The 24,351-nt window shown below is 61.8% G+C and carries 27 protein-coding genes; 13 read left to right on the top strand and 14 right to left on the bottom strand.

The genetic code is table 11. The features are described 5' to 3' along the window. Positions 1 to 164 precede the first annotated feature (164 nt). The 7 genes from GQ59_RS01670 to GQ59_RS01640 form a co-directional block, all read right to left on the bottom strand. Positions 165 to 3,500: an efflux RND transporter permease subunit gene (locus GQ59_RS01670; protein WP_037076714.1), complete on the bottom strand. Its 3,336-nt coding sequence runs from the start codon at positions 3,498 to 3,500 to the stop codon at positions 165 to 167. Between the two features lie 11 nt (positions 3,501 to 3,511). After that, on the bottom strand, positions 3,512 to 4,747 hold the full coding sequence (locus GQ59_RS01665) for an efflux RND transporter periplasmic adaptor subunit (protein WP_084682935.1): 1,236 nt from the start codon (positions 4,745 to 4,747) through the stop codon (positions 3,512 to 3,514). Positions 4,748 to 5,040: 293 nt separating this feature from the next. Further along, positions 5,041 to 6,015: an ABC transporter substrate-binding protein gene (locus GQ59_RS01660; RefSeq protein WP_037076711.1), complete on the bottom strand. Its 975-nt coding sequence runs from the start codon at positions 6,013 to 6,015 to the stop codon at positions 5,041 to 5,043. A gap of 60 nt (positions 6,016 to 6,075) precedes the next feature. Continuing rightward, entirely contained in the window at positions 6,076 to 7,203 is a 1,128-nt protein-coding gene (locus tag GQ59_RS01655) for an ABC transporter permease (RefSeq protein ID WP_037076707.1), read from the bottom strand. Next, a complete protein-coding gene (locus tag GQ59_RS01650) occupies positions 7,200 to 8,084 on the bottom strand; it encodes an ABC transporter permease (protein WP_037076704.1) in 885 nt (294 codons plus the stop codon). The genes GQ59_RS01655 and GQ59_RS01650 overlap by 4 nt, the downstream gene beginning before the upstream one ends. Before the next feature lie 48 nt (positions 8,085 to 8,132). Then, on the bottom strand, positions 8,133 to 8,924 hold the full coding sequence (locus tag GQ59_RS01645; protein WP_037076700.1) for an ABC transporter ATP-binding protein: 792 nt from the start codon (positions 8,922 to 8,924) through the stop codon (positions 8,133 to 8,135). Continuing rightward, positions 8,921 to 9,301 (bottom strand): hypothetical protein, encoded by a 381-nt coding sequence (locus tag GQ59_RS01640; RefSeq protein WP_152564186.1) that lies wholly within the window; start codon positions 9,299 to 9,301, stop codon positions 8,921 to 8,923. Before GQ59_RS01640 ends, GQ59_RS01645 begins: the two co-directional genes overlap by 4 nt. 178 nt (positions 9,302 to 9,479) lie before the next feature. Here GQ59_RS01640 and GQ59_RS01635 point away from each other — a divergent pair, with 178 nt between their 5' ends. Beyond that, entirely contained in the window at positions 9,480 to 9,893 is a 414-nt protein-coding gene (locus GQ59_RS01635) for a cupin domain-containing protein (protein WP_037076696.1), read from the top strand. Positions 9,894 to 9,949: 56 nt separating this feature from the next. Here GQ59_RS01635 and hydA read toward each other — a convergent pair whose 3' ends face one another. The 3 genes from hydA to GQ59_RS01620 are packed head-to-tail and all read right to left on the bottom strand — an operon-like array spanning position 9,950 to position 13,345. Continuing rightward, a complete protein-coding gene (hydA, locus tag GQ59_RS01630; protein WP_037076693.1) occupies positions 9,950 to 11,404 on the bottom strand; it encodes a dihydropyrimidinase in 1,455 nt (484 codons plus the stop codon). Further along, on the bottom strand, positions 11,401 to 12,033 hold the full coding sequence (locus GQ59_RS01625) for an endonuclease domain-containing protein (protein WP_152564217.1): 633 nt from the start codon (positions 12,031 to 12,033) through the stop codon (positions 11,401 to 11,403). The genes hydA and GQ59_RS01625 overlap by 4 nt, the downstream gene beginning before the upstream one ends. 58 nt (positions 12,034 to 12,091) lie before the next feature. Next, positions 12,092 to 13,345 carry a Zn-dependent hydrolase gene (locus tag GQ59_RS01620; RefSeq protein WP_037076690.1) on the bottom strand — a complete coding sequence of 418 codons (1,254 nt, stop codon included), beginning with the start codon at positions 13,343 to 13,345 and terminating at the stop codon, positions 12,092 to 12,094. Between the two features lie 256 nt (positions 13,346 to 13,601). Between GQ59_RS01620 and rutR the strand changes: the two genes are divergently transcribed. Further along, positions 13,602 to 14,246, top strand: a complete 645-nt coding sequence (gene rutR / locus GQ59_RS01615) for an HTH-type transcriptional regulator RutR (RefSeq protein WP_007773843.1) — start codon at positions 13,602 to 13,604, stop codon at positions 14,244 to 14,246. A gap of 75 nt (positions 14,247 to 14,321) precedes the next feature. Here rutR and GQ59_RS01610 read toward each other — a convergent pair whose 3' ends face one another. Then, the gene (locus GQ59_RS01610) at positions 14,322 to 15,359 is read right to left on the bottom strand and encodes a glutamine synthetase beta-grasp domain-containing protein (protein WP_037076685.1); all 1,038 of its coding nucleotides are present in this window, start codon (positions 15,357 to 15,359) and stop codon (positions 14,322 to 14,324) included. Positions 15,360 to 15,806: 447 nt separating this feature from the next. Between GQ59_RS01610 and GQ59_RS01605 the strand changes: the two genes are divergently transcribed. Then, on the top strand, positions 15,807 to 16,004 hold the full coding sequence (locus GQ59_RS01605) for a DUF2735 domain-containing protein (protein WP_037076682.1): 198 nt from the start codon (positions 15,807 to 15,809) through the stop codon (positions 16,002 to 16,004). A 63-nt stretch (positions 16,005 to 16,067) separates the two neighbouring features. Here GQ59_RS01605 and GQ59_RS01600 read toward each other — a convergent pair whose 3' ends face one another. Further along, a complete protein-coding gene (locus GQ59_RS01600) occupies positions 16,068 to 17,108 on the bottom strand; it encodes a YeiH family protein (RefSeq protein WP_037076679.1) in 1,041 nt (346 codons plus the stop codon). A gap of 114 nt (positions 17,109 to 17,222) precedes the next feature. Here GQ59_RS01600 and GQ59_RS01595 point away from each other — a divergent pair, with 114 nt between their 5' ends. From GQ59_RS01595 to GQ59_RS01560, 8 genes are all read left to right on the top strand, one after another. After that, the gene (locus GQ59_RS01595) at positions 17,223 to 18,122 is read left to right on the top strand and encodes a LysR substrate-binding domain-containing protein (protein ID WP_037076676.1); all 900 of its coding nucleotides are present in this window, start codon (positions 17,223 to 17,225) and stop codon (positions 18,120 to 18,122) included. Between the two features lie 225 nt (positions 18,123 to 18,347). Beyond that, positions 18,348 to 18,572, top strand: a complete 225-nt coding sequence (locus GQ59_RS01590; protein WP_037076672.1) for a DUF680 domain-containing protein — start codon at positions 18,348 to 18,350, stop codon at positions 18,570 to 18,572. 87 nt (positions 18,573 to 18,659) lie between these two features. Then, positions 18,660 to 18,887 (top strand): hypothetical protein, encoded by a 228-nt coding sequence (locus GQ59_RS01585; protein ID WP_037076669.1) that lies wholly within the window; start codon positions 18,660 to 18,662, stop codon positions 18,885 to 18,887. A gap of 97 nt (positions 18,888 to 18,984) precedes the next feature. Next, complete coding sequence (locus GQ59_RS01580; RefSeq protein ID WP_037076667.1) at positions 18,985 to 19,212, top strand: hypothetical protein; 228 nt, start codon at positions 18,985 to 18,987, stop codon at positions 19,210 to 19,212. A gap of 87 nt (positions 19,213 to 19,299) precedes the next feature. Further along, positions 19,300 to 19,527 carry a hypothetical protein gene (locus GQ59_RS01575; RefSeq protein WP_037076669.1) on the top strand — a complete coding sequence of 76 codons (228 nt, stop codon included), beginning with the start codon at positions 19,300 to 19,302 and terminating at the stop codon, positions 19,525 to 19,527. Positions 19,528 to 19,624: 97 nt separating this feature from the next. Then, the gene (locus GQ59_RS01570) at positions 19,625 to 19,852 is read left to right on the top strand and encodes a hypothetical protein (RefSeq protein ID WP_037076667.1); all 228 of its coding nucleotides are present in this window, start codon (positions 19,625 to 19,627) and stop codon (positions 19,850 to 19,852) included. An 87-nt stretch (positions 19,853 to 19,939) separates the two neighbouring features. Beyond that, positions 19,940 to 20,167, top strand: coding sequence for a hypothetical protein (locus GQ59_RS01565; RefSeq protein WP_037076665.1), 228 nt, complete (start codon positions 19,940 to 19,942; stop codon positions 20,165 to 20,167). A 141-nt stretch (positions 20,168 to 20,308) separates the two neighbouring features. After that, positions 20,309 to 20,791: a hypothetical protein gene (locus tag GQ59_RS01560; RefSeq protein WP_037076663.1), complete on the top strand. Its 483-nt coding sequence runs from the start codon at positions 20,309 to 20,311 to the stop codon at positions 20,789 to 20,791. Between the two features lie 19 nt (positions 20,792 to 20,810). Here the strand turns inward: GQ59_RS01560 and preA are convergent, their stop codons facing one another. Beyond that, a complete protein-coding gene (preA, locus tag GQ59_RS01555) occupies positions 20,811 to 22,124 on the bottom strand; it encodes an NAD-dependent dihydropyrimidine dehydrogenase subunit PreA (RefSeq protein WP_037076661.1) in 1,314 nt (437 codons plus the stop codon). Between the two features lie 15 nt (positions 22,125 to 22,139). After that, positions 22,140 to 23,513, bottom strand: a complete 1,374-nt coding sequence (locus GQ59_RS01550; RefSeq protein ID WP_037076659.1) for an NAD(P)-dependent oxidoreductase — start codon at positions 23,511 to 23,513, stop codon at positions 22,140 to 22,142. 226 nt (positions 23,514 to 23,739) lie between these two features. On the opposite strand from GQ59_RS01550, the gene GQ59_RS01545 reads away from it, so the two are divergent. Together GQ59_RS01545 and GQ59_RS01540 are read left to right on the top strand one after the other, a co-directional pair. Next, on the top strand, positions 23,740 to 24,144 hold the full coding sequence (locus tag GQ59_RS01545) for a DUF2325 domain-containing protein (protein ID WP_037078056.1): 405 nt from the start codon (positions 23,740 to 23,742) through the stop codon (positions 24,142 to 24,144). Beyond that, positions 24,125 to 24,346, top strand: a complete 222-nt coding sequence (locus GQ59_RS01540) for a hypothetical protein (RefSeq protein ID WP_037076657.1) — start codon at positions 24,125 to 24,127, stop codon at positions 24,344 to 24,346. Before GQ59_RS01545 ends, GQ59_RS01540 begins: the two co-directional genes overlap by 20 nt. The last annotated feature ends 5 nt before the right edge of the window (positions 24,347 to 24,351 follow it).

The raw sequence follows: 24,351 nt of genomic DNA, 5'->3' as shown, positions 1-24,351 counted from the left end.
CCGCGCATTCCCGATATCGCTAAAATAACAGGTTCATGAAATCTGAATTTGACATCGATCAAATCTGTAATTTTTTTCTGCAATCTCCGCGAGTTGGCCTGTTCCAACGAAAAACGCCGGGCCCAGGGGCCCGGCGTTGTCGAAAATACGGTTCGGAGATGGGGTTATTCGGCGGCCAGCGGCGGCAGGCGCAGCACCTTGCTGCTGGCTTGGGCACCGGGAGAACGATCGTCGTTGGCGCTCGTCTGCCGTTCCATTTGGTTGAGGCGTTCTTCCAGGGACGCGATCGACTGCGCGTTCTTGCGAGCCTCTTGGCTGAGTTCCTCGTTGGAAAGACCGAAGTCCTCCTCTTCCTTCTTGCCGACCATGCGGCCGAAGATCTTGCCGAGCAGGCGCGACAGGTCGTCCATGATCAGGAAGAAGGACGGCACGACGAGAAGCGAGAGCACCGTCGAGACGATGATGCCGCCTATCACCGCGATCGCCATCGGCGCACGGAAGGAGCCGCCTTCGCCGACGCCGAGCGCCGAGGGCAGCATGCCCGCAGACATGGCGATCGAGGTCATGATGATCGGACGGGCGCGCTTGCGGCCGGCTTCCACCATGGCATGGACCCGTTCCAGGCCTTGACGCTTCATTTCGATCGCGAAGTCCACCAGAAGGATGGCGTTCTTCGTGACGATGCCCATCAGCATCAGGATACCGATCAGGACCGGCATCGACAGCGCGTTCTGGGTAATGATCAGCGCCACCGCCACGCCGCCGATCGCAAGCGGCAGCGAGAACAGGATGGTGAAGGGCTGGATGACATCCTTGAAGAGCAGAATCAGCACCACGAGCACCAGCATCAGGCCCATCAGCATCGCGTTGCCGAAACTCTGCTGCATTTCGGCTTGCACCTTGGCATCGCCACTTTCGGCCAGACGAACCGTCTTCGGCAACTCGGTCTCGCTGACGATCCGCTTGAATTCGGCCGATGCGGTATCCAGCGCGGTGCCGAAGGGCACGTCGGAGCCGATCGCTACGACGCGGTTGCGGTCATTGCGCTTGATTGAACTCGGACCTTCCGAATAGTCGATGTCGGCAACGTTGTAGAGCGGCACACTGGCACCTGCGGCGGTCTTGATCTTGAGCGCCCGGATCGAGGCCAGATCGCGCCGGACGTCGAGCGAAGCCTGGACACGGATCGGGATCTGCCGGTCGTCGAGCGAGATCTTGGCAAGGTTGGCATCGACATCGCCGATGGTTGCGACGCGGACCGTCTCTGCGATCTGCTGCGGCGTGATGCCGAGGCGCGAAGCCTCCGCCATACGCGGCCGAATCTGCAGTTCCGGACGGGGCAGGGCGCCTTCCGAGGAGACGTTGAAAAGGACCGGCGAGGCCCGCAGCTTCGATTCCAGCATGCTGACGGCGTCGTTCAGGTCCGCCTCGTTGGTGGAGAGGAAGTTGAACGAAAGGTCGCGCTCGGCGCGGTCGTTGACCTTGGATATCCGCACGTCCGGAATGGAGCTGACGGCGGCGAAAATGTCCTTTTCGACATCCCATTGCGGACGCGTGCGGCCATTTTCCTTCAATCTCGGCACGACGTCGCGGATCAAGGGGATCGATCCCAGGCCCTTGTTGACCAGGGTCTTGACCAGCGAATGATCGATATTCTCCAGGATGACGCGCACGGTTGCGCGGCGCAGTTCGAGGTCGCCCTTCGGGGACGCTCCCCCGAGGATGAAGACGCTCTCCACACCGTCGATATGGCGAACCGCGTTATAGATGACGTCGGTGCTGGCGCCCGTTTCGTCGAGCGTCGCATTCGGCGGCAATTCCACCGACAGCACGACGCGCGAGGAATCGTCCGGCGGCAGGAAGCTGCCGGGGACCTGGGATAGCAGCATCACGGAGCCGATCAGGAAACCGATCGCGGCGAGCATCGTCGTATAACGCCAGTACCAGCGGCGGGTCGTGCCGGTGACAAGGCGCGTATAGGCCTTCATGATCCAGCCATCGTTGTCGTGATGGTCTTCCATCCCGTCTTCGGGGCTCATCAGATAGGCGGCCATCAGCGGCGTGATCAGTCGCGCAACCGCGAGCGAGAAGAACACCGAGAAAGCGACGGTCAGGCCGAACTGGATGAAGTACTGGCCCGGAACGCCCGGCATGAACGACACCGGCACGAACACGGCGATGATCGTGAAGCTGGTGGCGATGACGGCGAGGCCGATTTCGTCGGCGGCTTCGAGCGCGGCCTTGTAGGGTGTTTTACCCATCTTGATATGCCGCGCGATGTTCTCGATCTCGACGATCGCGTCATCGACGAGAATACCGGTCGCGAGCGTCAGCGCCAGGAAGCTTACGAGGTTCAGCGAGAACCCCATGAGGTCCATGATCCAGAAGGTCGGGATCGCCGACAGCGGCAGGGCGACCGCTGCGATCAGCGTCGCGCGCCAGTTTCTCAGGAACAGGAACACCACGATGACGGCGAGGACCGAGCCTTCCACCAGCGTGTGGAGGGCCGCTTCGTAATTGCCGTAGGTGAAGTAGACCGAGTCGTCGACCATTTCGATCGCGACGTTCGGATTGGCCTTGCGCACTTCGTCGAGGCTGGTGGCGACGGTTTCGGCGACCGAGACCTCGCTTGCGCCCTTGGCGCGGAACACGGCGAAGGTGACCGACGGCGTGCCGTTGAAGCGCGAGAAGGACTTCGGCTCTTCATAGGTGTCGGTGATGGTGCCGAGTTCGGTCAGCTTGACGAACTGGCCGTTGGGCAGCGTGATGGTCGTGTCGGCAAGCTGAGCGACGCTGCGGGCATCGCCGAGCGTGCGGATCGTCTGTTCGTTGCCGGCCACCTGGCCGCGGCCCGAGCCGAGATCGACGTTGGTGCCGCGCATCTGGGTGCTGACATCGGCAGCGGTAATGCCGTAGGCATCCAGCTTGGCGGGGTTCAGCGATACCCGGACCTCACGATCGGAGCCGCCGTAACGGTCGATACGGCCGACGCCGGCCTGGCCCTGCAGGGCGCGCTTGACCGTGTCGTCGACGAACCAGGAGAGTTCCTCGAGGGTCATGTTCGGCGAGGAGACGGCGAATGTCTGGATAGCCTGGCCTTCGACGTCGACCTTGGTGACGACGGGTTCCTCGATGCCGGCGGGCAGGTCGCTGCGGATCTTGTCGATCGCGTCCTTGGTGTCCTGCACGGCCTCGGCGGTCGGCTTTTCGATGCGGAAAACGACGACCGTCTGCGACTGCCCGTCCGTCACCGTCGACTGGATTTCGTCTATGCCGCTGATCGAGGCAACGGCGTCCTCGATCTCCTTCGTCACCTGCATTTCCAGCTCGGCGGGGGCAGCCCCGCTCTGCGTGACGGTGATCGACACGACCGGAACGTCGATATTCGGGAAACGGGTGATCGGCAGCGCGTAAAACGACTGAATGCCGACAACAAGCAGCAGGGCAAAACCGAGCAGCGGCGCAATCGGATTGCGGATCGACCAGGCGGAGAAGTTCATGCGGCTCAACCTCAGTTCGCGATGGTGGCGGGTTCGGCCGGGACCGGGGCGATCTTGTCGCCGTCCCGAACGAAGGCGCCGGCCTTCGCAACGACAATGTCACCGGCCGTAAGGCCGCTGACGACCTGCACGAAACCGCCATCCTGGATGCCGGTTTCAATCTTCACCTGCTTGACCACATTGTCCTCGACCTTGCGGGCGGTGGAACCGTTCCGCCCGGTGGTGACGGCGGAGAGCGGCAGCGCCAGGGCATTGGTCTCGGCGATGACGATCTCGGCACTGGCATACATGCCCGAGCGCGCGCCGCTCTTGTCGTCGATGACGATATGGACCGCCCCGAGGCGGGTCACCGGATCGACCGTCGGGGAGACGAGCCGAACCTTGCCCTCGATCTTCACCTTGCCGCCGGCGACCGTGACGATCGCCTTCTGGCCGGCCTTGATCTTCTGGATGTCGGTCTCGGAAAGATCGGCGACCAACTCGATTGCGCTATCCTTGATGATCGTGAAGAGCGGATTGCCGGTGCCGCTGGCGATGGCGCCGACCTTGGCATTGCGCACCGAGATCACGCCGGCGACGGGCGCCTTCACGCCGGTCCGGGCGAGCTTCAGATTGATGTCGTCGATCTGCGCATCCACCACCTTGATATCGGACTGTCCGACCGCCACCGCCTGCTTGGCGGCGTTCAGCTTGGCGTCGGATACCTCAACGAGCGCGTTTGCCTGTTCGAGTTGCGAAACCGTGCTGGTGCCGCTCTGGCTCAGGCGTTGCGTGCGGTCGCGCTGGCGCTTGGCGTCTGCCAGGTTGGCTTCGGCCTCGATCACCTGCGCTTTATATTGCGCAAGACCGGCCTCAGCTTTTGCCTTGTTGGCCTGCAGTTGGCTTTTCTCAAGGATCAGCGCGTCCTCGTTCAACGTGGCGAGCACGCTGCCTGCCTTCACCTCGTCGCCGACATCGGCATTCAGCGTCTTGATCGACAGGGCCTCGACAAGCGGCTGGACATAGACTTCCTCGACGGGCCTGACGGTGCCGGTCGCGATGACGCGGTCGATGAGCGGCTTTTCGACCGCTTCCGTGACAATGATCGAGGGCAGCTTGATTTCCGTCTGCGCCGGGGCCGGCGCCGCCGCGTCCTGCGCAACGGCAGAATTGGGGATCAATGCGGAGACCGCGGCAAGCGCGATACTGGCGCCGAGTGCAAGGCGAAGAGCCGGGATACCGGCAGACTTGGTAAACTTGCGAAACATGCGGTTACTTTCAAACTGAAGGTAAGGGGCAAATATTCCGCTGGGAACCGCTCCGGTCACGTAACGCCCCCTCAGCGTACGATGACCCGGATCAAGGTGGTAGCCGCGTAAAACGGTTACAAGACCGGCAGCGAAAGATTCATCAACGCTGCACTTTTACGTGTTTGCGTTGCACAAATCAATCCGTCGCCCTTATGAGACGAATGAGTTTTAGTTATGTTTTGAGTGAGAAAAATTTCAAAAACGCGCGGTGTGGAGCCGCGCGTTCTCTTTTAGTAGGTCGGCGGCGATTATTATTTCAATGCGGCGTCGGTGATCTCGCTCGTATAGGCGCCTTCCGGCTTCTTGGTGATGATCTTCTGGTCGAGCAGCGCCTTGACCGTTCGGTCGTAGGTGGCGGTGTCGAGCTTGCCGGTGCCGGTGCCGATCAGCTTGGCGACTTCACCCATCATCCGCTTCTGGTGGTTTTCGTCCTGGCCGCCATTGTCCATGACGATTTCGGCGGCTTCAGCCGGATTGGCGATGGCATATTTCCAGCCCTTCATCGACGCGCGGACGAACTTCACCATAGTCTCCTTGAACTTCGGGTCCTTGAGCTTGGTGTCCATCACGTAGAGACCGTCCTCGAGCAGGTCGTTGCCCATGGCGGAGAAGTTGAAGACGGTAAGCTGGTCCGGCTTGAAGCCGGCGTCGATCGCCTGCCAGTATTCGTTATAGGTCATGACCGAGATGCAGTCCGCCTGCTTCTGAATGAGCGGCTGCACGTCGAAACTCTGCTTCAGGACGGTGACGCCGTCCTTGCCGCCGTCGGTCTTGAGGCCGAGCTTGTTCATCCAGGCGAAGAACGGATATTCGTTGCCGAAGAACCAGACGCCGAGCGTGCGGCCCTTGAAGTCGGCTTCGGTCTTTACCGGGCCGTCCTTGGGGCAGATCATCTGCAGGCCGGATTTCTGATAGGGCTGTGCGATGTTGATCAGCGGCACGCCCTTTTCGCGGGCAACGAGCGCGCCGCCCATCCAGTCGACGATCACGTCGGCGCCGCCACCGGCGATAACCTGTTCGGGGGCGATGTCCGGGCCGCCCGGCTTGATGGTGACGTCGAGGCCTTCATCCTTGTAGAAGCCCTTATCCTTGGCAACGTAGTAGCCGCCGAACTGGCCTTGAGCCACCCATTTCAGCTGCAGGGTCACCTTGTCGGCGGCCATCGCCGCCTGGGCTGCGGCAAGCGACATGGCGCCCGCCATCAGTGCAACGAGAATTTTTCTCATGTTTTTTATCCTTCCCTCTGAGGTTTGCCGGACCCGCCGAAACGGGCCGGATTTCAGCGCCTAACCACCGCGGTTAGACGGATGCCAGAACGTCGTCGCTCTTTCGCCAAGCGCCACGACGCCATAAAAAACCGATCCGATGAGCGCTGCAACAGCGATTTCGGCCCAGACCATGTCGACATTCATGCGGCCGATCTCGGTCGAGATCCGGAACCCCATGCCGACGATCGGCGTGCCGAAGAATTCCGCGACGATCGCACCGATCAGCGCCAGCGTCGAGTTGATCTTCAGCGCGTTGAAGATGAAGGGCATGGCAGCCGGCAGACGCAGCTTGATCAGCGTCTGCCAGTAGTCGGACGCGTAGGAGCGCATCAGGTCGCGTTCCATGGCGCCCGAGGCACCGAGCCCCGCCACCGTGTTCACCAGCATCGGGAAGAAGGTCATGATGATGACGACCGCGGCCTTCGACTGCCAGTCGAAGCCGAACCACATGACCATGATCGGCGCGACGCCGATGATCGGCAGCGCCGAGACCATATTGCCGATCGGCAGCAGCCCGCGGCGCAGGAAGGCGATGCGATCGGCAAGGATCGCGACGACGAAGCCGGACGCGCAGCCGACCACATAACCGAACAGCACCGCCTTGAAGATCGTCTGCTGCACGTCGGCCCAGAGGATCGGCACCGAGCTTACGAGCCTTGCGCCGATCGAGGACGGGGGCGGCAGGATGATGAAGGGGATGCCGGCACCGCGCGTCGCTGCTTCCCAGAGGATCAGGATCCAGGCACCGAAGATCGCCGGAATCAGCAGCCGGAGGAACGTATCGCCGGCGCCGGACTTGGGGCTTATGTGGGACAACACAGTGACGCAGCGCCAGGCGAGCAGCCAGCAGGCCGCGACCAGCAGGAAGAAAGCAAGCGTCGCCTTGCCCTCGTTGCCGGTAATGCCCGCGAGCAGCAGCCAGACGGCCAGATGGGCCGCGACGAACAGGATCGTGGCGAGGAGGGGCTGGGAGAGCTTGGTGAACGACACCAGCGCCGCACCGGCAACCAATAGGAAAACCATGACGATGGCGCCGGTGCCGAAAGGTGAGGGTGCATCTTCCGCCATCAGCGGCAGGGACGTGAGGGCGACGAGGCAAAGGACCAGGGCAACTGCGCCCTGCCAGGAATGAAGAACGCGCTTCATGCCGGCCTCCCGCCCATGGAGCGATCGACGATCTTGGCGATGATGCCGACGATGGTGACCAGAAGTGCCGCAAGCACCGAGCCGGCGATCAGCGCCGCCCAGATATCGATCGTCTGGCTGTAATAGGCCGCGGCCAGCAGTTTCGAGCCGATGCCGGCGACGGCCCCGGTCGGCAGCTCGCCGACGATCGCGCCGACCAGGCTTGCGGCGATCGCCACCTTCATCGAGGTGAACAGGAAGGGGATCGAGGCCGGTACCCTCAGTTTCCAGAAGGTCTGGGCGCCGCTGGCATAATAGGTGCGCATCAGGTCGAGCTGTATGATCTCGGGCGAGCGCAGGCCTTTCACCATGCCGACCGCGACGGGGAAGAAGGAGAGATAGGTGGAGATCAGCGCCTTGGGGATCAGGCCGGTGATGTTGATCGCGCCGAGCACGACGATCACCATCGGCGCGACTGCAAGGATCGGCACGGTCTGCGAGGCAATGATCCACGGCATCAGGCTGCGGTCGAGCGCCTTCAGATGCACGATGCCGACTGCGATCAGGATGCCGGTCAGCGTGCCCATGGTGAAGCCGAGGACGGTCGAGGAGAGCGTCACCCAGGCATGGTAGACGAGGCTGCGGTTGGACGTGACGCTGCGCAGAAACGTGTTCTCGAACACGTTGCCGACCACCTGATGCGGCGCCGGCAGGATAGGCTTCGGCTGCACCATGGTCTTGCCGATGAATTCCACGGTGGTGGAGGTGACGTTCGCCCGCCGGTCGAGATCGCGCTGGAACGGCGCGTTCATGAAATAGGCGGCGACGTACCAGACGGCGACGATGGCGACGAGGATGGTGAGGACGGGGACGATGCGGTTCCGGAAGGAGTCGGGTTTCATGCCGCGGTCCTCCAAGGTTTCGGGGCGTGGCCACCGGAATGGGAAGCTCTACTCCTCATAACTATGCCCCGCCCTCAATCCCTCTCGCACCCGATGGGCTATCTCCAGGAACTCCGGCGTCTCGCGGATTTCGAGCGGGCGTTCCTTGGGCAAGGTCGATTCGATCACGTCCGTCACCCGGCCCGGGCGCGGCGACATGACGACGATGCGGGTGGAGAGGTAGACCGCCTCCGGAATGGAATGAGTGACGAAACAGATGGTCTTTTGCGTCCGCGCCCAGAGTTTCAGAAGTTGTTCGTTCAGGTGGTCGCGGACGATTTCGTCCAGCGCGCCGAACGGTTCGTCCATCAGCAACAGGTCGGCGTCGAAGGCGAGCGCGCGGGCGATCGAGGCGCGCTGCTGCATGCCGCCGGACAATTGCCAGGGGTATTTCTTGCCGAAGCCTGCGAGGTTGACGAGATCGAGGGTGCGCTCGATGCGGGCTTTACGATCGGCTGCCGAATAGCCCATGATCTCCAGCGGCAGGGCAATATTCTTCTCGATCGTCCGCCAGGGATAAAGCGCCGGCGCCTGGAAGACGTAACCGTAGGAGCGGGACTTGCGCGCCTCTTCCGGCGTCATGCCGTTGACGGTGATCTCGCCGGCCGTCGCCTTTTCGAGGTCTGCGATGACGCGCAGGAAGGTGGTCTTGCCGCAGCCAGACGGGCCGATGAAGGAGACGAAATCGCCCTTGTTCACCGTGAGGTCGACATTCGACAGCGCATGGACTGGCCCGTCACTGGTCTCGAAGGTGAGGCCAAGCTTTTTGGCCGAGACGACGGAGGATGGAGCATTGTTCATCGGCATTTCGGCATGGGTCCCAGTCTGGTGCCGTCGGTGAAGCTGACGGTGTAGCCCTTGGCGGATTTGGTGAGCGTCGCCGTGTCTTCCGGCCCTTTTTCCCCTTCGGCATCGCATTGTGCCTTGATGGTGAAACCGTTCGCCGTCTTTTTCGCCGCGCCCTTGAATTCGCATGCGGAAACGGAGGTCGTCACGCCATCATCGTTCAGCAGCAGGAAGTCGTCGGCGCCGGACGATTCGCCGGTCTTGGCGTAGGTGCAGCCTTCCTTGCTGCCATAGGCGCTGTCGAGGAAGGTCGCTGCCCTGGCGGGAACGGCAATCGACATTGCGGCAATGACCGCCGACGCGATGCTGAAGCAGATGGTATTCAACGACATTTCCAGAAAGTCCCCCATTCAAGTCCGTCTGCCAAGCGTACAGTATAGATATCGTCGTTGAGCAAGCTACCGATCATTGCCGCATGCGGGAGCGCGCGCTTTTCGGCTGTCCCGGCTCCCGTCCTCGCACCGCCATGATATGCTGACGGCAGATCCCGTTCGACAGAGGAATTTGCCAATGGACAGTGCATCAAAACCCACCTGCCGTGTCGTGAAGCCGGGCGCCGCCTATGACGGCAAGCAGGGCCTGAGCTATTTCGAGGGGATCGCTGCGGAAACGGTCGGCTCCAAGGGCATCTGCATGCATCTCCTCACCATCCCGCCGGGCGCGCGGGCCAAGGCGCATCTGCATGAAACCCACGAGACGGCCATCTACGTCCTCTCCGGCTCCGCCGTCACCTGGTATGGCGACCGGCTGGAGGAATGCGCCGAACTCTCGGCCGGTGAGATGATGTACATCCCCGCCGGCGTGCCGCATCTGCCGGCCAACATTTCCGACGCGCCCTGTTCGGCGGTGATCGCCCGCACCGACCCGAACGAACAGGAAAGCGTCGTGCTGCTGCCGGAGCTGGACGGGCTGGTGAAGGGGTAACGGCCGCGCCGCGGCACACCGGGGGGAATTCTGCGGAAAGAACATCGGTTTCCCGTTCAAACCCCACTGGCCGGAATGCCTGACCGTTCCACCTTGCGCGGCGAGGTCAGTTCCTTCCAGGTCGATAGCGCCTTGTTGACCGCAGGATAAGGCTCGCGCTTGACGAACTGGCCGTGGCCTTCCTGCGTCTTGACCGCCCCGTCCTCGATCGCGACCACGCCGCGGGTCAGGGTGTAGCGCGGCAGGCCGGTCACTTCCTTGCCTTCGAAGACGTTGTAGTCGATCGCCGACTGCTGGCTCTTGGCGGTGATGGTCTTCGAACGCTTCGGGTCCCAGACGACGATATCCGCGTCGGCGCCGACCAGGATCGCGCCTTTCCTCGGATAGACGTTGAGGATCTTGGCGATGTTGGTGGAGGTCACCGCCACGAACTCGTTCATGGTGATGCGGCCGGTCGCGACGCCATAGGTCCACAGCATCGGCAGGCGATCTTCGAGGCCGCCGGTGCCGTTCGGGATCTTGCGGAAATCGCCGAGGCCGGTGCGTTTCTGGTCGGTCGTAAACGCGCAGTGGTCGGTTGCCACCACCTGCAGCGAACCGGAGGCAAGACCCGCCCAGAGGCTGTCCTGATGCTGCTTGTTGCGGAAGGGCGGGCTCATCACCCGGCGGGCCGAGTGGTCCCAGTCCTTGTTGAAATATTCGCTCTCGTCGAGTGTCAGGTGCTGGATCAGGGGCTCGCCGTAGACGCGCATGCCGTTCTGGCGGGCGCGGCGGATCGCTTCATGGGCCTGTTCGCAGGACGTGTGGACGACGTAGAGGGGGACGCCCGCCATGTCGGCGATGATGATGGCGCGGTTGGTCGCCTCGCCCTCGACGGAGGCAGGACGGGAATAGGCATGCGCCTCGGGGCCGTTATTGCCCTCGTCCATCAGTTTGGTCTGCATGGCGGCGACCACGTCGCCGTTTTCGGCGTGAACCAAGGGGAGGGCACCGAGCTCGGCGCAGCGCTGGAAGGAGGCGAACATCTCGTCGTCGTTCACCATCAGCGCGCCCTTGTAGGCCATGAAATGCTTGAAGGTGTTGATGCCGTGATGGGAAACGACTGCCTTCATCTCGTTGAAGACCTGCTCGCCCCACCAGGTGACCGACATGTGGAAGGAATAGTCGCAATTGGCGCGGGTCGCCTTGTTGTCCCAGCGCTTCAGCGCATCGAGCAGCGACTGGCCGGGTTCGGGCAGGCAGAAATCGACGACCATGGTCGTGCCGCCGGCAAGCGCTGCCCGCGTGCCGCTCTCGAAGTCGTCGGCGGAATAGGTGCCCATGAACGGCATTTCGAGATGTACATGCGGATCGATACCGCCCGGCATGACATAACAGCCGGCGGCATCCAGCGTGGTGTCGCCGGAAAGGTTCGGCCCGATTTCGATGATCTTGCCGCCGTCGATCTTCACGTCCGCCTTGTAGGTCAGGTCGGCCGTGACGATGGTTCCACCCTTGATGACTGTGGTCATTGTTGTTCCCCTGTCTTTTCAATTTCGGTGAGATTTGACGGATAGTAGCGTGCTGTGTCGCAGCGCTCGGTCATTTGACCGTCCAATGCGGCTAATATCGTGTCCAGCACGGCGCGTCGTTCACGGGTGATCTCGTGGTTCCAGAAGCGCAGGACGGAGTAGCCTTTTGCGTTGAACCACCCTCTCCGGGTTATATCGGGTTGGCTTTCTGCGTGATGGAAGCCATCGATTTCGACGACCAAGCGTTCCTCGCGACAGATAAAATCGACCACATAAGGTCCAAGAGGAACCTGGCGCGAGAACTTGTAGCCGTTCAGGAGGCGGTTTCGCAGCTCACTCCAGAGGCGGTATTCTTCCTCGGTTTCGTTCTTGCGGAGCCGGCGCGCCTGCTTTGTTTTTCCGGGGCGCCGTTTGGTAATGTCATCTGCTGGCATGCTGCGCACCCCCTCATCCGACCCTTCGGGCCACCTTCTCCCCGCTGGGGAGAAGATGTTTCTTGCCTTACCGTTTTCGACCCTGCCTGAACCTCGCATGCGACGATGTGGATTTAAAGGTGCCAGCGCGGCGCACTCCCTCTTCTCCCCAGCGGGGAGAAGGTGGCCCGAAGGGTCGGATGAGGGGGAGCTCATCGAAGATGAGCAACTGTCCATCAAAGATGCGGACGTGTTCACCGAAAAGCGCATCAGCTCACACCACAATCTCCGCCGTCTCCAGCACGGCATGGAAGAGCACGTCCGCTCCCGCCGCCGCCCATTCCTTGGAAATTTCCTCCGCCTCGTTGTGGCTGAGCCCGCCCACGCAGGGGCACATGATCATCGTCGCGGGCGCCACCCTGGCGGCCCAGCAGGCGTCGTGGCCGGCGCCGGAGATGATGTTCATATGGCTGTAGCCGAGTTTTTCGGCCGCTTCGCGGACACGGCCGACCAGGACCGGATCGAAGGTCACCGGGTCGAAATGGCCGACCGCCTCGACCGAACAGCCGACGCCGAGCGGTTCGCAGATCTCGGCCGCCTGTTTCTCGATCACCGCCCGCATGCGGTCGAGCTTTTCCTGGGACGGGGTGCGGATGTCGACGGTGAAGACCACCTTGCCCGGCAGCACGTTGCGGGAGTTCGGCGAGAAGAACACCTGGCCGACGCCGCCGACGGCGCCCGGCTGTTCGGCCATCGCCACCGCCTGCACCATTTCGAGGATGCGGCCGAAGGCAAGGCCGGCATTGACGCGCAGGTTCATCGGCGTCGAGCCGGTATGCGCCTCGCGTCCGGTCAGGGTGAATTCCAGCCACCAGAGGCCCTGACAGTGGGTAACGACGCCGATCTGCTTGTTCTCGGCTTCGAGGATCGGTCCCTGTTCGATATGGTATTCGAAATAGGCGTGCATCTTGCGGGCGCCGACCTCCTCGTCGCCGAGCCAGCCGATGCGCTTCAGCTCGTCGCCATAGGTCTTGCCTTCGGGATCCTTGCGGCCATAGGCATAGTCGATCGAATGCACGCCGGCGAAGACGCCCGAGGCCAGCATGGCCGGCGCGAAACGCGCGCCTTCCTCGTTTGCCCAGTTGGTGACGACGATCGGGTGTTTCGTCCTGATCCCGAGGTCGTTCATGGTGCGCACCACTTCCAGCGCGCCGAGCACGCCGAGAACGCCGTCATATTTGCCGCCGGTCGGCTGGGTGTCGAGATGGCTGCCGACATAGACCGGTAGCGCATCCGGATCGGTGCCGGCGCGGGTCGCAAACATCGTGCCCATCTTGTCGACGCCGACGCTCAAACCTTCGGCCTCGCACCACCTCTTGAAGATGTGGCGGCCTTCGCCGTCCGCATCGGTCAGCGTCTGGCGATTGTTGCCGCCAGCAATGCCGGGGCCGATCTTCGCCATGTCCATGAGCATGTCCCACAGACGATCGCCATTGATGCGCAAGTTCTCGCCGGGTGCTGCCACCATTTTTTCATCCTCGCCTGTTTTACGTCCACCCGTTGCGGGCGGCATGCTTGTCGTTCCCGTCGGTCCTTCGCATGGCGCCCCGATCTGATAAGAGGGCATGCGAAGATCGGCATTGCGTTTATTCCGCTTGTCGCCGATAATTTGACCGCTTGGTAAAACATTACTATTTCCGCCGCGCCACTCAAGACGAAAATCACGAAAAATCCAGAGGAATTTCGAAAGCGCCGGGTGGACGCGGAAGAGGGCAAGGACAGGCATGGCCATCCCGAGGGCGGCGAAGACGCAGAGACGCACGCGCATCCAGGAGGAGAAGGAGGAGCGCATCCTCGAAGCGGCGCTCGACGTGTTTTCCCAGAACGGTTTCCGCGGCGCCACGATCGACCAGATCGCCGAGGCGGCCGGCATGTCGAAACCCAATCTCCTCTATTATTTCCGTACCAAGGAGGCGATCCACCGCCAGCTGATCGACCGGGTCCTGTCCACCTGGCTGGAGCCGCTGCGTGCCTTCGATGCGGAGGGCAATCCGGAATCGGAGATCCGCTCCTATATCCGCCGCAAGCTGGAAATGGCCCGCGATTTCCCGCGCGAAAGCCGGCTGTTCGCCAATGAAGTGCTGCAGGGCGCGCCGCATATCGAGGACGAGCTGAAGGGCCCGCTGAAGGCGCTTGTCGACGAAAAGGCGGAGGTAATCCGCGCCTGGGCACGATCCGGCAAGATCACCAAATGCGATCCATACCACCTGATCTTCTCGATCTGGTCGACCACCCAGCACTATGCCGACTTCGACGTGCAGGTGCGCGCCGTGCTCGGCCAGGATTATGCGGGAGAGGGGCGTTTCGAGGATGCGGCCCGGTTTCTCGAACAGCTCTTCATCGACGGGCTGCGGGCGCGCAAAGCCTGATCCTCACCTCAAGGCCGGAAACGAAAAACGCCGGCACAAGGCCGGCGTTTCCGTATTGTCGAGTACCGGCCTTTATCAGGCGGCGGCAGAAGCCCGGTTGGTCGGGACTTCGGCGATCGTCTTCAGAACCTGGGATGCGATCTGGTAGGGGTCGCCCTGGGAGTTCGGACGGCGGTCTTCCAGGTAGCCCTTGTAGTCGTTCTTGATGAACGAGTGCGGCACGCGGATCGAGGCGCCGCGGTCGGCAACGCCGTAGGAGAACTTGTTCCACGGAGCGGTTTCGTGCTTGCCGGTCAGGCGCTTGTCGTTGTCCGGGCCGTAGACGTTGATGTGGTCCATCAGGTTCTTGTCGAAGGCAGCCATGAGCGCTTCGAAATAGTCCTTGCCGCCGACTTCGCGCATGTACTTGGTCGAGAAGTTGCAGTGCATGCCCGAGCCGTTCCAGTCGGTGTCGCCGAGCGGCTTGCAGTGATATTCGATATCGATGCCGTACTTTTCAGTCAGGCGCTGCAGCAGGTAGCGTGCCATCCAGATCTGGTCGGCGGCTTTCTTGGAGCCTTTGCCGAAAATCTGGAATTCCCACTGGCCCTTGGCCACTTCGGCATTGATGCCTTCATGGTTGATGCCGGCGGCGAGGCAGAGATCGAGATGTTCTTCGACGATTTCGCGGGCGACGTCACCAACATTCGAATAACCGACGCCGGTGTAATACGGACCCTGCGGAGCCGGGTAGCCCTGTTCCGGGAAGCCGAGCGGGCGGCCGTTCTGGTAGAAGAAGTATTCCTGCTCGAAACCGAACCAGGCATCCTCGTCGTCGAGAATGGTCGCACGGGCGTTCGAAGCATGCGGCGTGACGCCATCCGGCATCATGACTTCGCACATGACGAGAACGCCGTTGGTGCGGGCCGGATCCGGATAAATCGCAACCGGCTTCAGCACGCAATCGGAGGAGCGGCCTTCGGCCTGCATGGTCGACGAACCGTCGAAGCCCCACAGCGGCAGCTGTTCGAGCGTCGGGAAGGTGTCGAATTCCTTGATCTGCGTCTTGCCACGCAGGTTCGGTACCGGGGTGTACCCGTCGAGCCAGATGTACTCGAGCTTATACTTGGTCATATTTTATCTCTCAGGCCGTGACGTTCATGGTTGAGCCATCCTGAGGAAGCGGCATCGCGACGATACCGCGCCTCCGGGGTAACCAGAAGAACGCATTTCCCGTGCCAGTTTGCATCGGAGCGACGGTTTTGGATTAAAAAAGTGTAAACGAGGGGTCGCAGGCGGAGCGCTGAGAGGGATTAAAGGTGCTGTAGATCAGCACGTTCTCATGGAATCTCCGAGTTTTAAAGGTTCTATCAAGATTGCTCGGAACCGGCGTCGGTTGGCACACGTTTCCCCGCCGGAGGTTCCTGTGAGCAAAATAGATCGCCGGGACCGCGCCACCACTCATTTAGCGCCTAGCGCGAGTCGCTAAAATGATATAAAATCGTGCAATAAGCACAAAAAATGTGCAGATTTGTGCTCTGTGTGTGTTTGAATGCACCTTTGGAGTTAGGAGACGATAGGATGACAATTCACATCCATCGTGAGTCAGCAACCATCTACCAGTTTCCGGTTCGTCCGAGACGGCGGCTGGATGACGGCCGGACCGTGCCGACTGGAATCCACGATGTCGCCCTGAGCGTCGTCGATACCAATTGCTGGTATCACGACGAGGCAGTGCGGGATTCCGAGCCGAAGAACGACCAGCCGAAGCCCTGCTGACCATAGATGACGAAAGGCCGCGCCAGTGGTGACGCGGCCCGTGTTTCTTCGATCTGTTTTTCCTCAAAATGCGAACAGCTTCAGCATCGCGTAGCCGAAAACCGCGATGAATAGCCAGCCGAACGCGCCGAGCGCGAGCGGCCGCCAGCCTTCCGCCTTCAATTTGCGGATATCGGTCTGCAGGCCCATGGCCGCCAATGCCATCGATAGCAGAAAACTCGTCGCGGTCACGAGCGTCTGGCTCACGCCGGCAGGAATGGCGACCGCGCTGTTGACCAGCATCATCCCGATAAAGCCGAGCACGAACCACGGCATCGGCGCCGAGGCCTTCGATGAGCCTTCAGCGCCGGAGCGCATGGCGAGCGCCAGCGTCATGATCAGCGGCGCCAGCATGACGACGCGGGCGAGCTTGGAAATGGTGCCGAACTGGCCTGCCACATCGCCGCCCTGAAAGGCGGCCGCGACGACCTGCGCGACTTCGTGGATGGTGGAGCCGGTCCATAGGCCATAACCGCGGGCGTCGAGCCCGAGCGGGGCGGCGAGCAGCGGATAGGCGAGCATCGACAGCGAACCGAACAGCGTCACGCAGGCGACCGCATAAGCGACATGCTCCTGCTTGCCGCGCACCACCGTATTGGCGGCGATGACGGCCGAGGCGCCGCAGACCGAGGTGCCGGCGGCGATCAGGTCGGTCAGCGACCTGTCGACGCCCATGGCGCGGCCGACCAGACGGATCGCCACGAAGGTGGTCACCAGCGTCAGCGCCACCATGGCAAGGCCTGCGCCGCCGAGGGAGAGGATCTGGCCGGCCGTCACCTGCAGGCCGAGTAGCACGATGCCGAAACGCAGGATTCGCTTCAGCGAAAAGCCGATGCCTGGCTCGACGGCTGTCGGGACAGGGGCCAGATTTCGGATCAGCATACCGAAGACGATCGACAGGATGAGTGGGCTCAGCGTCGTCCAGCCTGTGAGGTTGCGGACGGTGAGGGCGACCATAGCAATCGCGGCGGTCAGGAGAAGTCCAGGAAGAAGCTGAGTGAAAGCTGGCCAATAGGGAGAGGAGAGGTGGGCGCGCTGTTCCGCAGTCGGCTGGATCGGCTTCATGATTTTTCCACGAGAGTCTCAATTCGTCGAAAATCATTCTCTCTTTTACAAAAACACAAATCCAATTGATAAGTTTTCTGATATCGTTCGATAAAAACGAATGGTTTTGAGACGATGACCCTCGATCAGCTCCGAATTTTTCTCGAAGTCGCCACCCGCGAACATGTGACCCGCGCGGCTGAGGCGCTGAACCTCACGCAGTCGGCGGTGAGCGCGGCGATCTCGGCCCTGGAGGCGCGGCATGCGGTGATCCTGTTCAACCGGGTCGGGCGGCGGATCGAACTCACCGAAGCGGGAAAACTGTTCGTGCCAGAGGCGCGCGCCGTTTTGGAGCGGTCACAGACCGCCGAGCATGTGCTTGCCGATCTCGGCGGGTCGGCCTCGGGCATCCTGCGTGTCCATGCCAGCCAGACGGTGGCGAGCTATTGGCTTCCCGCCCGGCTGGTCAGCTATCACGAGCGGTTTCCGCGCGTCGATCTCCGGCTCACCGTCGGCAATACCCAGAGTGCTGCCGATGCGGTGCTGACCGGGGCGGCGGAACTCGCGGTCGTCGAAGGCGAAGTGTTTCTGGTCGGGCTCAAACGCCGAAAGGTGGCGGAGGACAGGCTGGTGCTGGTCGTCGGCAGCCGCCACCCCTGGGCGGACGGGCGAAAGATCCGCTCGAGCGATCTTCTGGAAACCAATTGGATCATGCGCGAACTGGGATCGGGCACCCGCTCCGCCTTCGAGGCGCAACTCATCAATCTCGGCATCGAGCCGCAGTCATTGTCGGTTGTCCTTGAAATGCCGTCGAACGAAGCGGCGATGGCGGCGGTGGAGGCGGGGTTGAGCGCCACGGTGCTTTCAAGCCGGGCAGCATCATCCCACTCCTTTTCCGGCCGGCTTCACATTGCCGATTTCCCGATGCCGCTGCGGCAGTTTTCGGCGCTTTTCCACGGCGAGCGCCACGTTACCCGCGCGCTGCGCGCCATGCTCGACCTGCTGAACGAGCCCGCTGAAGACAGCTCCCGGTAATCCTCCCGCCAAATCCCCACGCAGGTGCATGCTTTTTGTGTGAACGATAAAATTTAAATCGTTCAACATTTGCGAACAATACGTCCGCAACTTGCTGTCTATTCCCGACGGCCGACTTGCACCATCTTGAGCATCAGAAGCGCGGCAACGAGCTTCGGAAGACAAGATCAAACACACGGAGGGGCTTCGAGAAACTCGGCTCCACCCCATGCAAGGAACAAGACAATGACCAGAATTTCCTCCGCCATCGCCGCCGCCCTCATCGCTTCGGCTTCGTTCGGTTCTGCCGCTCTCGCCGAAGGGGACTACTACCAGGGCGCCGAGAAGAACGCTCCCGCCGCCTCCGCTACCGTCGATCACATCAGCACCGGCAGCATCGGCCAGAACGGCAAGCTCCAGGCCGACGTCAACAGCGGCGACTATTTCGACGGCGCAAACCGCCCGAACTAACTGCAGCTCATTCAAGATACCGAAACAATCTCCGCAGGCCAGGTCGCAAACTTTGAAGCCGCGGGTAACTCTGAAGGGACTACCATCATGACCAAGATCACTTCCGCCATCGCCGCAGCCCTTATCGCTTCGGCCTCCTTCGCTTCCGTCGCTCTTGCTGAAGGCGATTATTATGACGGCGCCTCCAAGGCTTCCGCCACCGTCGATCAGGTTCAGACCGGCAGCATCGGCCAGAAGGCCGACGCTCAGAAGGCCAACATCCAGGCAGACGCCAACAGCGGCGACTATTTCGACGGCGCCAACCGCCCGAACTAAAAATCGTTCGAGGCCGTGAAACTGAAATCCATCCGGCTCCGTATCCCAAACCGCACGTAACGCAGACCGGACTTCCAAACCTAAAAGGACCAAGACAATGACCATGATCACTTCCGCAATCGCCGCAGCTTTCATCGCTTCGGTTTCGTTCGCCGGTGCAGCTTTCGCTGACGAAGGCGACTATTTCCAGGGCGTTTCCAAGGCTTCCGCCATGGTCGACCACATGCAGACCGCCAGCATTGCCAAGGACCAGCAGAACGCCAACCAGATCCCGGCTCCCGTCGGCCGTGGCGACTACTTTGAAGGCGCAAACCGCCCGAACTAACTGCAGCTCATTCAAGACACCGAAACAATCTCCGCAGGCCAGGTCGCAAACTTTGAAGCCGCGGGTAACTCTGAAGGGACTACCATCATGACCAAGATCACTTCCGCCATCGCCGCAGCCCTTATCGCTTCGGCCTCCTTCGCTTCCGTCGCTCTTGCTGAAGGCGATTATTATGACGGCGCCTCCAAGGCTTCCGCCACCGTCGATCAGGTTCAGACCGGCAGCATCGGCCAGAAGGCCGACGCTCAGAAGGCCAACATCCAGGCAGACGCCAACAGCGGCGACTATTTCGACGGCGCCAACCGCCCGAACTAAAAATCGTTCGAGGCCGTGAAACTGAAATCCATCCGGCTCCGTATCCCAAACCGCACGTAACGCAGACCGGACTTCCAAACCTAAAAGGACCAAGACAATGACCATGATCACTTCCGCAATCGCCGCAGCTTTCATCGCTTCGGTTTCGTTCGCCGGTGCAGCTTTCGCTGACGAAGGCGACTATTTCCAGGGCGTTTCCAAGGCTTCCGCCATGGTCGACCACATGCAGACCGCCAGCATTGCCAAGGACCAGCAGAACGCCAACCAGATCCCGGCTCCCGTCGGCCGTGGCGACTACTTTGAAGGCGCAAACCGCCCGAACTAACTGCAGCTCATTCAAGACACCGAAACAATCCCCGCAGGCCAGGTCGCAAACTTTGAAGCCGCGGGTAACTCTGAAGGGACTACCATCATGACCAAGATCACTTCCGCCATCGCCGCAGCCCTTATCGCTTCGGCCTCCTTCGCTTCCGTCGCTCTTGCTGAAGGCGATTATTATGACGGCGCCTCCAAGGCTTCCGCCACCGTCGATCAGGTTCACACCGGCAGCATCGGCCAGAAGGCCGACGCTCAGAAGGCCAACATCCAGGCCGACGTCAACAGCGGCGATTATTTCGACGGCGCCAACCGCCCGATCTAATGTGCATCGCATCACTGAAACGAAGAAGGCCCGGCAACCGCCGGGCCTCTTTGTTTTTGTACTCGTTGTTCAGATAATTCGCATGTGCCCCGGGTCGTGATATAATCGCCGCATCGAAAGAAGTCTTGGGAGGCAATAGCCATGGAGAGACTGCTTTTTAGGAACCTGCGGCCGCTCTATGGCTGGCTTTTCATCGTTGCCTGGTTCGCCATTCTCGGATTGATGACCTGGGTGTTTTTCCGCAGCAGCGGCATAGCGCAAGAGCCGTTCAGGGCGCTCGTCCTCGCCTTCTTCTGGGGGGTGGGAGGCTGGCTGGCGTCCGGATCCCTTGCCCGGCCGATCGTCTCGGTCCGGCAGGAAAGCGACGGCGGCTGGATCGTCACCCGCCGTTGGCTCTGGACCCATGACGAGGAGCGTATCGATCCCGACCGTCTGCCGCCGCCAACGGTCGAGGCGGAAAGTGACGGCGAGGGCGGCATGCACTACCGCTGCTTTCTGAAGACGCCGGAACACGGCTCCGTGGAATTCAGCGAACACCTCAAGCTCGACAAGGCCGCGCTCGCCCGTGATCGCATGGCGTCGCTGATCAGGAGTGCCAGAACGAAAATGCCCCGGCCGAGCTGACCGGGGCATAGGATAGGGCTTACTCGGCGGCCTGCCTTGCCATCGGGTTGTTCGGATGCTGGGTCCAGTTGGCGTAGGTCGGGTCGACCACCTTGCCGGTGCGCTTGTCGAGTTCGCCGGCGGGCAGGGCTTCCATGGTGATGCAGTTCTCGACCGGACAGACGTTGACGCAGAGATTGCAGCCGACGCATTCCTCTTCCATCACCTCGAAATGGCGCACGCCATCGACCATGCTGGTGATCGCCTGGTGGGACGTATCCTCGCAGGCAATGTGGCAGCGGCCGCACTTGATGCAGGCGTCCTGGTCGATATGCGCCTTGGCGATGTAGTTGAGGTTCAAGTACTGCCAGTCGGTGACGTTGGGGACCGCGCGACAGATGACGTCGTCGAGCGAGCGGTGGCCCTTTTCGTCCATCCAGTCGGACAGACCGGTGATCATTTCCTGGACGATCTTGAAGCCGTAGGTCATCGCCGCGGTGCAGACCTGCACGTTGCCAGCGCCGAGTGCCAGGAATTCGGCCGCGTCACGCCAGGTGGTGATGCCGCCGATGCCGGAGATCGGCAGGCCGTAGGTTTCCGGATCGCGGGCGATTTCGGCCACCATGTTGAGCGCGATCGGCTTCACCGCCGGGCCGCAATAGCCGCCATGGCTGCCCTTGCCGCCGACCGACGGGTTGGGCGAGAATGTGTCGAGATCGACCGAGACGATCGACGAGATCGTGTTGATCAGGGAGACGGCGTCAGTACCGCCGCGCTTGGCCGCGCGGGCAGGGTGGCGGATGTCGGTGATATTAGGCGTCAGCTTGGTGATGACCGGCATGCGGGTGTACTGCTTGCACCAGCGCACCACCATTTCGATATATTCCGGCACCTGGCCGACCGCGGAACCCATGCCGCGCTCGGACATGCCGTGCGGACAGCCGAAGTTGAGCTCGATGCCGTCGACCTCGGTCTCTTCGACCAGCGGCAGGATCGCCTTCCAGGCCTGTTCCTCGCAAGGGACCATGATCGAGGCGACGATCGCCCGGTCCGGCCAGTTCTTCTTCACTTCCTTCATCTCGCGAAGGTTGGTGTAGAGGTCGCGGTCGGTGATCAGTTCGATATTGTTCAAGCCGAGCAGGCGGCGGTCGGCACCCCAGATCGCGCCGTAGCGCGGGCCGTTGACGTTGACGACCGGCGGGCCTTCCTCGCCGAGCGTCTTCCAGACCACGCCGCCCCAGCCCGCCTTGAAGGCGCGCTCGACATTGTAGGCCTTGTCGGTCGGCGGCGCGGACGCCAGCCAGAACGGATTGGGTGATTTGATGCCGACGAAGTTGTTGCGGATATCAGCCATTGTCTCGATCTCCCCTCAAGCCACTGCGGTTGCCGGCTGCCCCGCGGCAGCCAGGGCTTTTGCGATGCTTTCCGCGGCGTCGCGCCCTTGCGCGACGGCCGACACGGTCAGGTCCTCACCGGTGCCGATACAGTCACCGCCGGCCCAGACGCCCTCGATCGAGGTGCGGCCCTCGGCATCGACCACGATCTTGCCCTTCTCGAACTGCAGCGCGCCGAGGCCCGAGGCGGAGAAGGTCTGGCCGATCGCCTTGAAGATCTGGTCGGCGGCGATGACGCCGGTCTCGCCGGTGCCGATCAGCCGTCCGTCGCGGATCGCGGTGTATTCCACCTCGATGCCGGCCACCGTGCCGTCCTTGCCGATGATCGATTTCGGCGCCAGCCAGTGGCGGATGATGACGCCGTTGGCGGTCGCCAGATCCTGCTCGTAGGGCGAGGCGTTCATGTTCTCCTTGCCGCGGCGATAGCAGATCGTCACCTCTTCGGCGCCGAGCAGCTTTGACTGGATCGCGGCGTCGATGGCGGTCATGCCGCCGCCAAGCACGACGACGCGCCGGCCGATCGGCAGAACGCTCTTGTCCTTTGCCTGGCGAAGGGCTGCGATGAAATCCACCGCGTCCTCGACGCCTGCAAGCGCCTCGCCTTCGATGCCGAGGCCGTTGACCCCGGCAAGGCCCATGCCGAGGAAGACGGCGTCGTATTGCGCCGTCAGGTCGGAGAGCGAGAAATCCCGGCCGAGCGCCTGGCCGTTCCTGATCTCGATGCCGCCGATCGCGGTCACGTAATCCACTTCGCGGGCGGCGAAGTCATCGACCGCCTTGTAGGTGGCGATGCCGTATTCGTTGAGGCCGCCGGCCTTTTCGCGCGCTTCGAGAATGACGACCGAATGGCCGTGCATGGCGAGCCGGTGTGCTGCGGCAAGGCCGGCAGGGCCTGCGCCGACGACGGCGATCGTCTTGCCGGTCGGAGCCTTGCGGCTGTAGAACTGCCGGCCCTGTTCCATGGCGATGTCGGTTGCATAACGCTGCAGCTTGCCGATCTCGACCGGCTTGTCCTCGGCGGTGTTGCGCACGCAGGCCTGTTCGCAGAGCGTTTCGGTGGGACAGACGCGGGCACACATGCCGCCCAGAATATTCTGGTCGAAAATGGTCTTCGCCGATCCCAGCGGATTGCCCGTCTGGATCTGTCTTATGAACAGCGGGATATCGATGGAGGTGGGACAGGCCGTCATGCACGGCGCGTCGTAACAGAAATAACAGCGATCGGATTCGACCAGCGCCTCGTGCCTGTCGAGACGCGGGTGGAGATCGGCGAAATTCGCCTCATAGTCGGCAGCGGTGAGGCGGCCAGCCTCGATCCCGGCCTTCGGACCGTTTCCCAGTCGTTCCATCCTAAGTTCCCTCTTTTATGGATTCATGGACAACTATTGGGCAAAAGGTAGCACAGCATAAAAATTTATCAAACGGTAAATTTTTGGAAATGACGATGCCATGTCAGGCCTCCCGATATATCATGATAAAAAGAGTCCACTTTAATCTTTACTCTGAAAATCAACTTTAATATGGTGCCGGCCATCGAGGAACCGAAGCGTGAGCGGAATCGGCGGCGAGGGGCATATGGCCAAGAAGCAGAAGCACAGACACGGCAATTCCGGCGCGGAGGCCAAAGGCCCGGAAACGCGGGGACCGGGCGTGACGGACGTCCGCAGCTTTCTTTATGTCGGGGGCCGTGACTGTCAGGTGGCGCACCTGAGGGAGATCGCCAGCAATTTCGGCGCCGAACTGATCCACCACGACGGCGGACTTCGCGAGGCGGTCTCCCGTATCGACACGGTCCTGCCGTCGGTCGACTGCGTCTTCTGCCCCATCGACTGTATCAGCCACGATGCGTGTCTGAGGGTGAAGACCGGCTGCAAGAAGTTCGGTGTCACCTTCGTGCCGCTCCGCAACGGCTCCAAATCCAGTCTGGAGCGGGCGCTCCAGACCATGAAGGAACGCAATGATGAACGAAGAACGTCGTGACACCAGCCTTTTCATCGGCCTGCACAAGCTTGCCGAACAGAATGGCGACGGGCTGGTGCCGGAACTTTACGCACTGCTGACGGCCCGGGCCGAGGCGGCCGCGGATATGACCAATGTGGTGGTGCTGCCGAAGCCGGTTCGGGGAACGGTGGTGGAAGCCGCTTCGGCCGAGAGCGCTCGGGTGCTAGCGTTTAAGCGGTAGAGGGC

This window comes from Neorhizobium vignae, assembly GCF_000732195.1.
Lineage (GTDB): Bacteria > Pseudomonadota > Alphaproteobacteria > Rhizobiales > Rhizobiaceae > Neorhizobium > Neorhizobium vignae.
The sequence above is the reverse complement of the archived record's forward strand: the minus strand, read 5'-3'. Positions and strand labels throughout refer to the sequence as shown.

Coding starts and splice junctions, on each gene's coding strand:
- GQ59_RS01605 (WP_037076682.1), top strand. CDS start 15,807: ATGACAATTCACATCCATCGTGAGTCAGCAACCATCTACCAGTTTCCG.
- GQ59_RS01545 (WP_037078056.1), top strand. CDS start 23,740: ATGGCCAAGAAGCAGAAGCACAGACACGGCAATTCCGGCGCGGAGGCC.
- GQ59_RS01625 (WP_152564217.1), bottom strand. CDS start 12,033: ATGAGCTCCCCCTCATCCGACCCTTCGGGCCACCTTCTCCCCGCTGGG.
- GQ59_RS01585 (WP_037076669.1), top strand. CDS start 18,660: ATGACCAAGATCACTTCCGCCATCGCCGCAGCCCTTATCGCTTCGGCC.
- GQ59_RS01610 (WP_037076685.1), bottom strand. CDS start 15,359: ATGACCAAGTATAAGCTCGAGTACATCTGGCTCGACGGGTACACCCCG.
- GQ59_RS01640 (WP_152564186.1), bottom strand. CDS start 9,301: ATGTCGTTGAATACCATCTGCTTCAGCATCGCGTCGGCGGTCATTGCC.
- GQ59_RS01560 (WP_037076663.1), top strand. CDS start 20,309: ATGGAGAGACTGCTTTTTAGGAACCTGCGGCCGCTCTATGGCTGGCTT.
- GQ59_RS01570 (WP_037076667.1), top strand. CDS start 19,625: ATGACCATGATCACTTCCGCAATCGCCGCAGCTTTCATCGCTTCGGTT.
- GQ59_RS01580 (WP_037076667.1), top strand. CDS start 18,985: ATGACCATGATCACTTCCGCAATCGCCGCAGCTTTCATCGCTTCGGTT.
- GQ59_RS01645 (WP_037076700.1), bottom strand. CDS start 8,924: ATGAACAATGCTCCATCCTCCGTCGTCTCGGCCAAAAAGCTTGGCCTC.
- preA (WP_037076661.1), bottom strand. CDS start 22,124: ATGGCTGATATCCGCAACAACTTCGTCGGCATCAAATCACCCAATCCG.
- rutR (WP_007773843.1), top strand. CDS start 13,602: ATGGCCATCCCGAGGGCGGCGAAGACGCAGAGACGCACGCGCATCCAG.
- GQ59_RS01565 (WP_037076665.1), top strand. CDS start 19,940: ATGACCAAGATCACTTCCGCCATCGCCGCAGCCCTTATCGCTTCGGCC.
- GQ59_RS01670 (WP_037076714.1), bottom strand. CDS start 3,500: ATGAACTTCTCCGCCTGGTCGATCCGCAATCCGATTGCGCCGCTGCTC.
- GQ59_RS01540 (WP_037076657.1), top strand. CDS start 24,125: ATGAACGAAGAACGTCGTGACACCAGCCTTTTCATCGGCCTGCACAAG.
- GQ59_RS01635 (WP_037076696.1), top strand. CDS start 9,480: ATGGACAGTGCATCAAAACCCACCTGCCGTGTCGTGAAGCCGGGCGCC.
- GQ59_RS01600 (WP_037076679.1), bottom strand. CDS start 17,108: ATGAAGCCGATCCAGCCGACTGCGGAACAGCGCGCCCACCTCTCCTCT.
- hydA (WP_037076693.1), bottom strand. CDS start 11,404: ATGACCACAGTCATCAAGGGTGGAACCATCGTCACGGCCGACCTGACC.
- GQ59_RS01575 (WP_037076669.1), top strand. CDS start 19,300: ATGACCAAGATCACTTCCGCCATCGCCGCAGCCCTTATCGCTTCGGCC.
- GQ59_RS01550 (WP_037076659.1), bottom strand. CDS start 23,513: ATGGAACGACTGGGAAACGGTCCGAAGGCCGGGATCGAGGCTGGCCGC.
- GQ59_RS01595 (WP_037076676.1), top strand. CDS start 17,223: ATGACCCTCGATCAGCTCCGAATTTTTCTCGAAGTCGCCACCCGCGAA.
- GQ59_RS01665 (WP_084682935.1), bottom strand. CDS start 4,747: ATGTTTCGCAAGTTTACCAAGTCTGCCGGTATCCCGGCTCTTCGCCTT.
- GQ59_RS01655 (WP_037076707.1), bottom strand. CDS start 7,203: ATGAAGCGCGTTCTTCATTCCTGGCAGGGCGCAGTTGCCCTGGTCCTT.
- GQ59_RS01620 (WP_037076690.1), bottom strand. CDS start 13,345: ATGGTGGCAGCACCCGGCGAGAACTTGCGCATCAATGGCGATCGTCTG.
- GQ59_RS01590 (WP_037076672.1), top strand. CDS start 18,348: ATGACCAGAATTTCCTCCGCCATCGCCGCCGCCCTCATCGCTTCGGCT.
- GQ59_RS01660 (WP_037076711.1), bottom strand. CDS start 6,015: ATGAGAAAAATTCTCGTTGCACTGATGGCGGGCGCCATGTCGCTTGCC.
- GQ59_RS01650 (WP_037076704.1), bottom strand. CDS start 8,084: ATGAAACCCGACTCCTTCCGGAACCGCATCGTCCCCGTCCTCACCATC.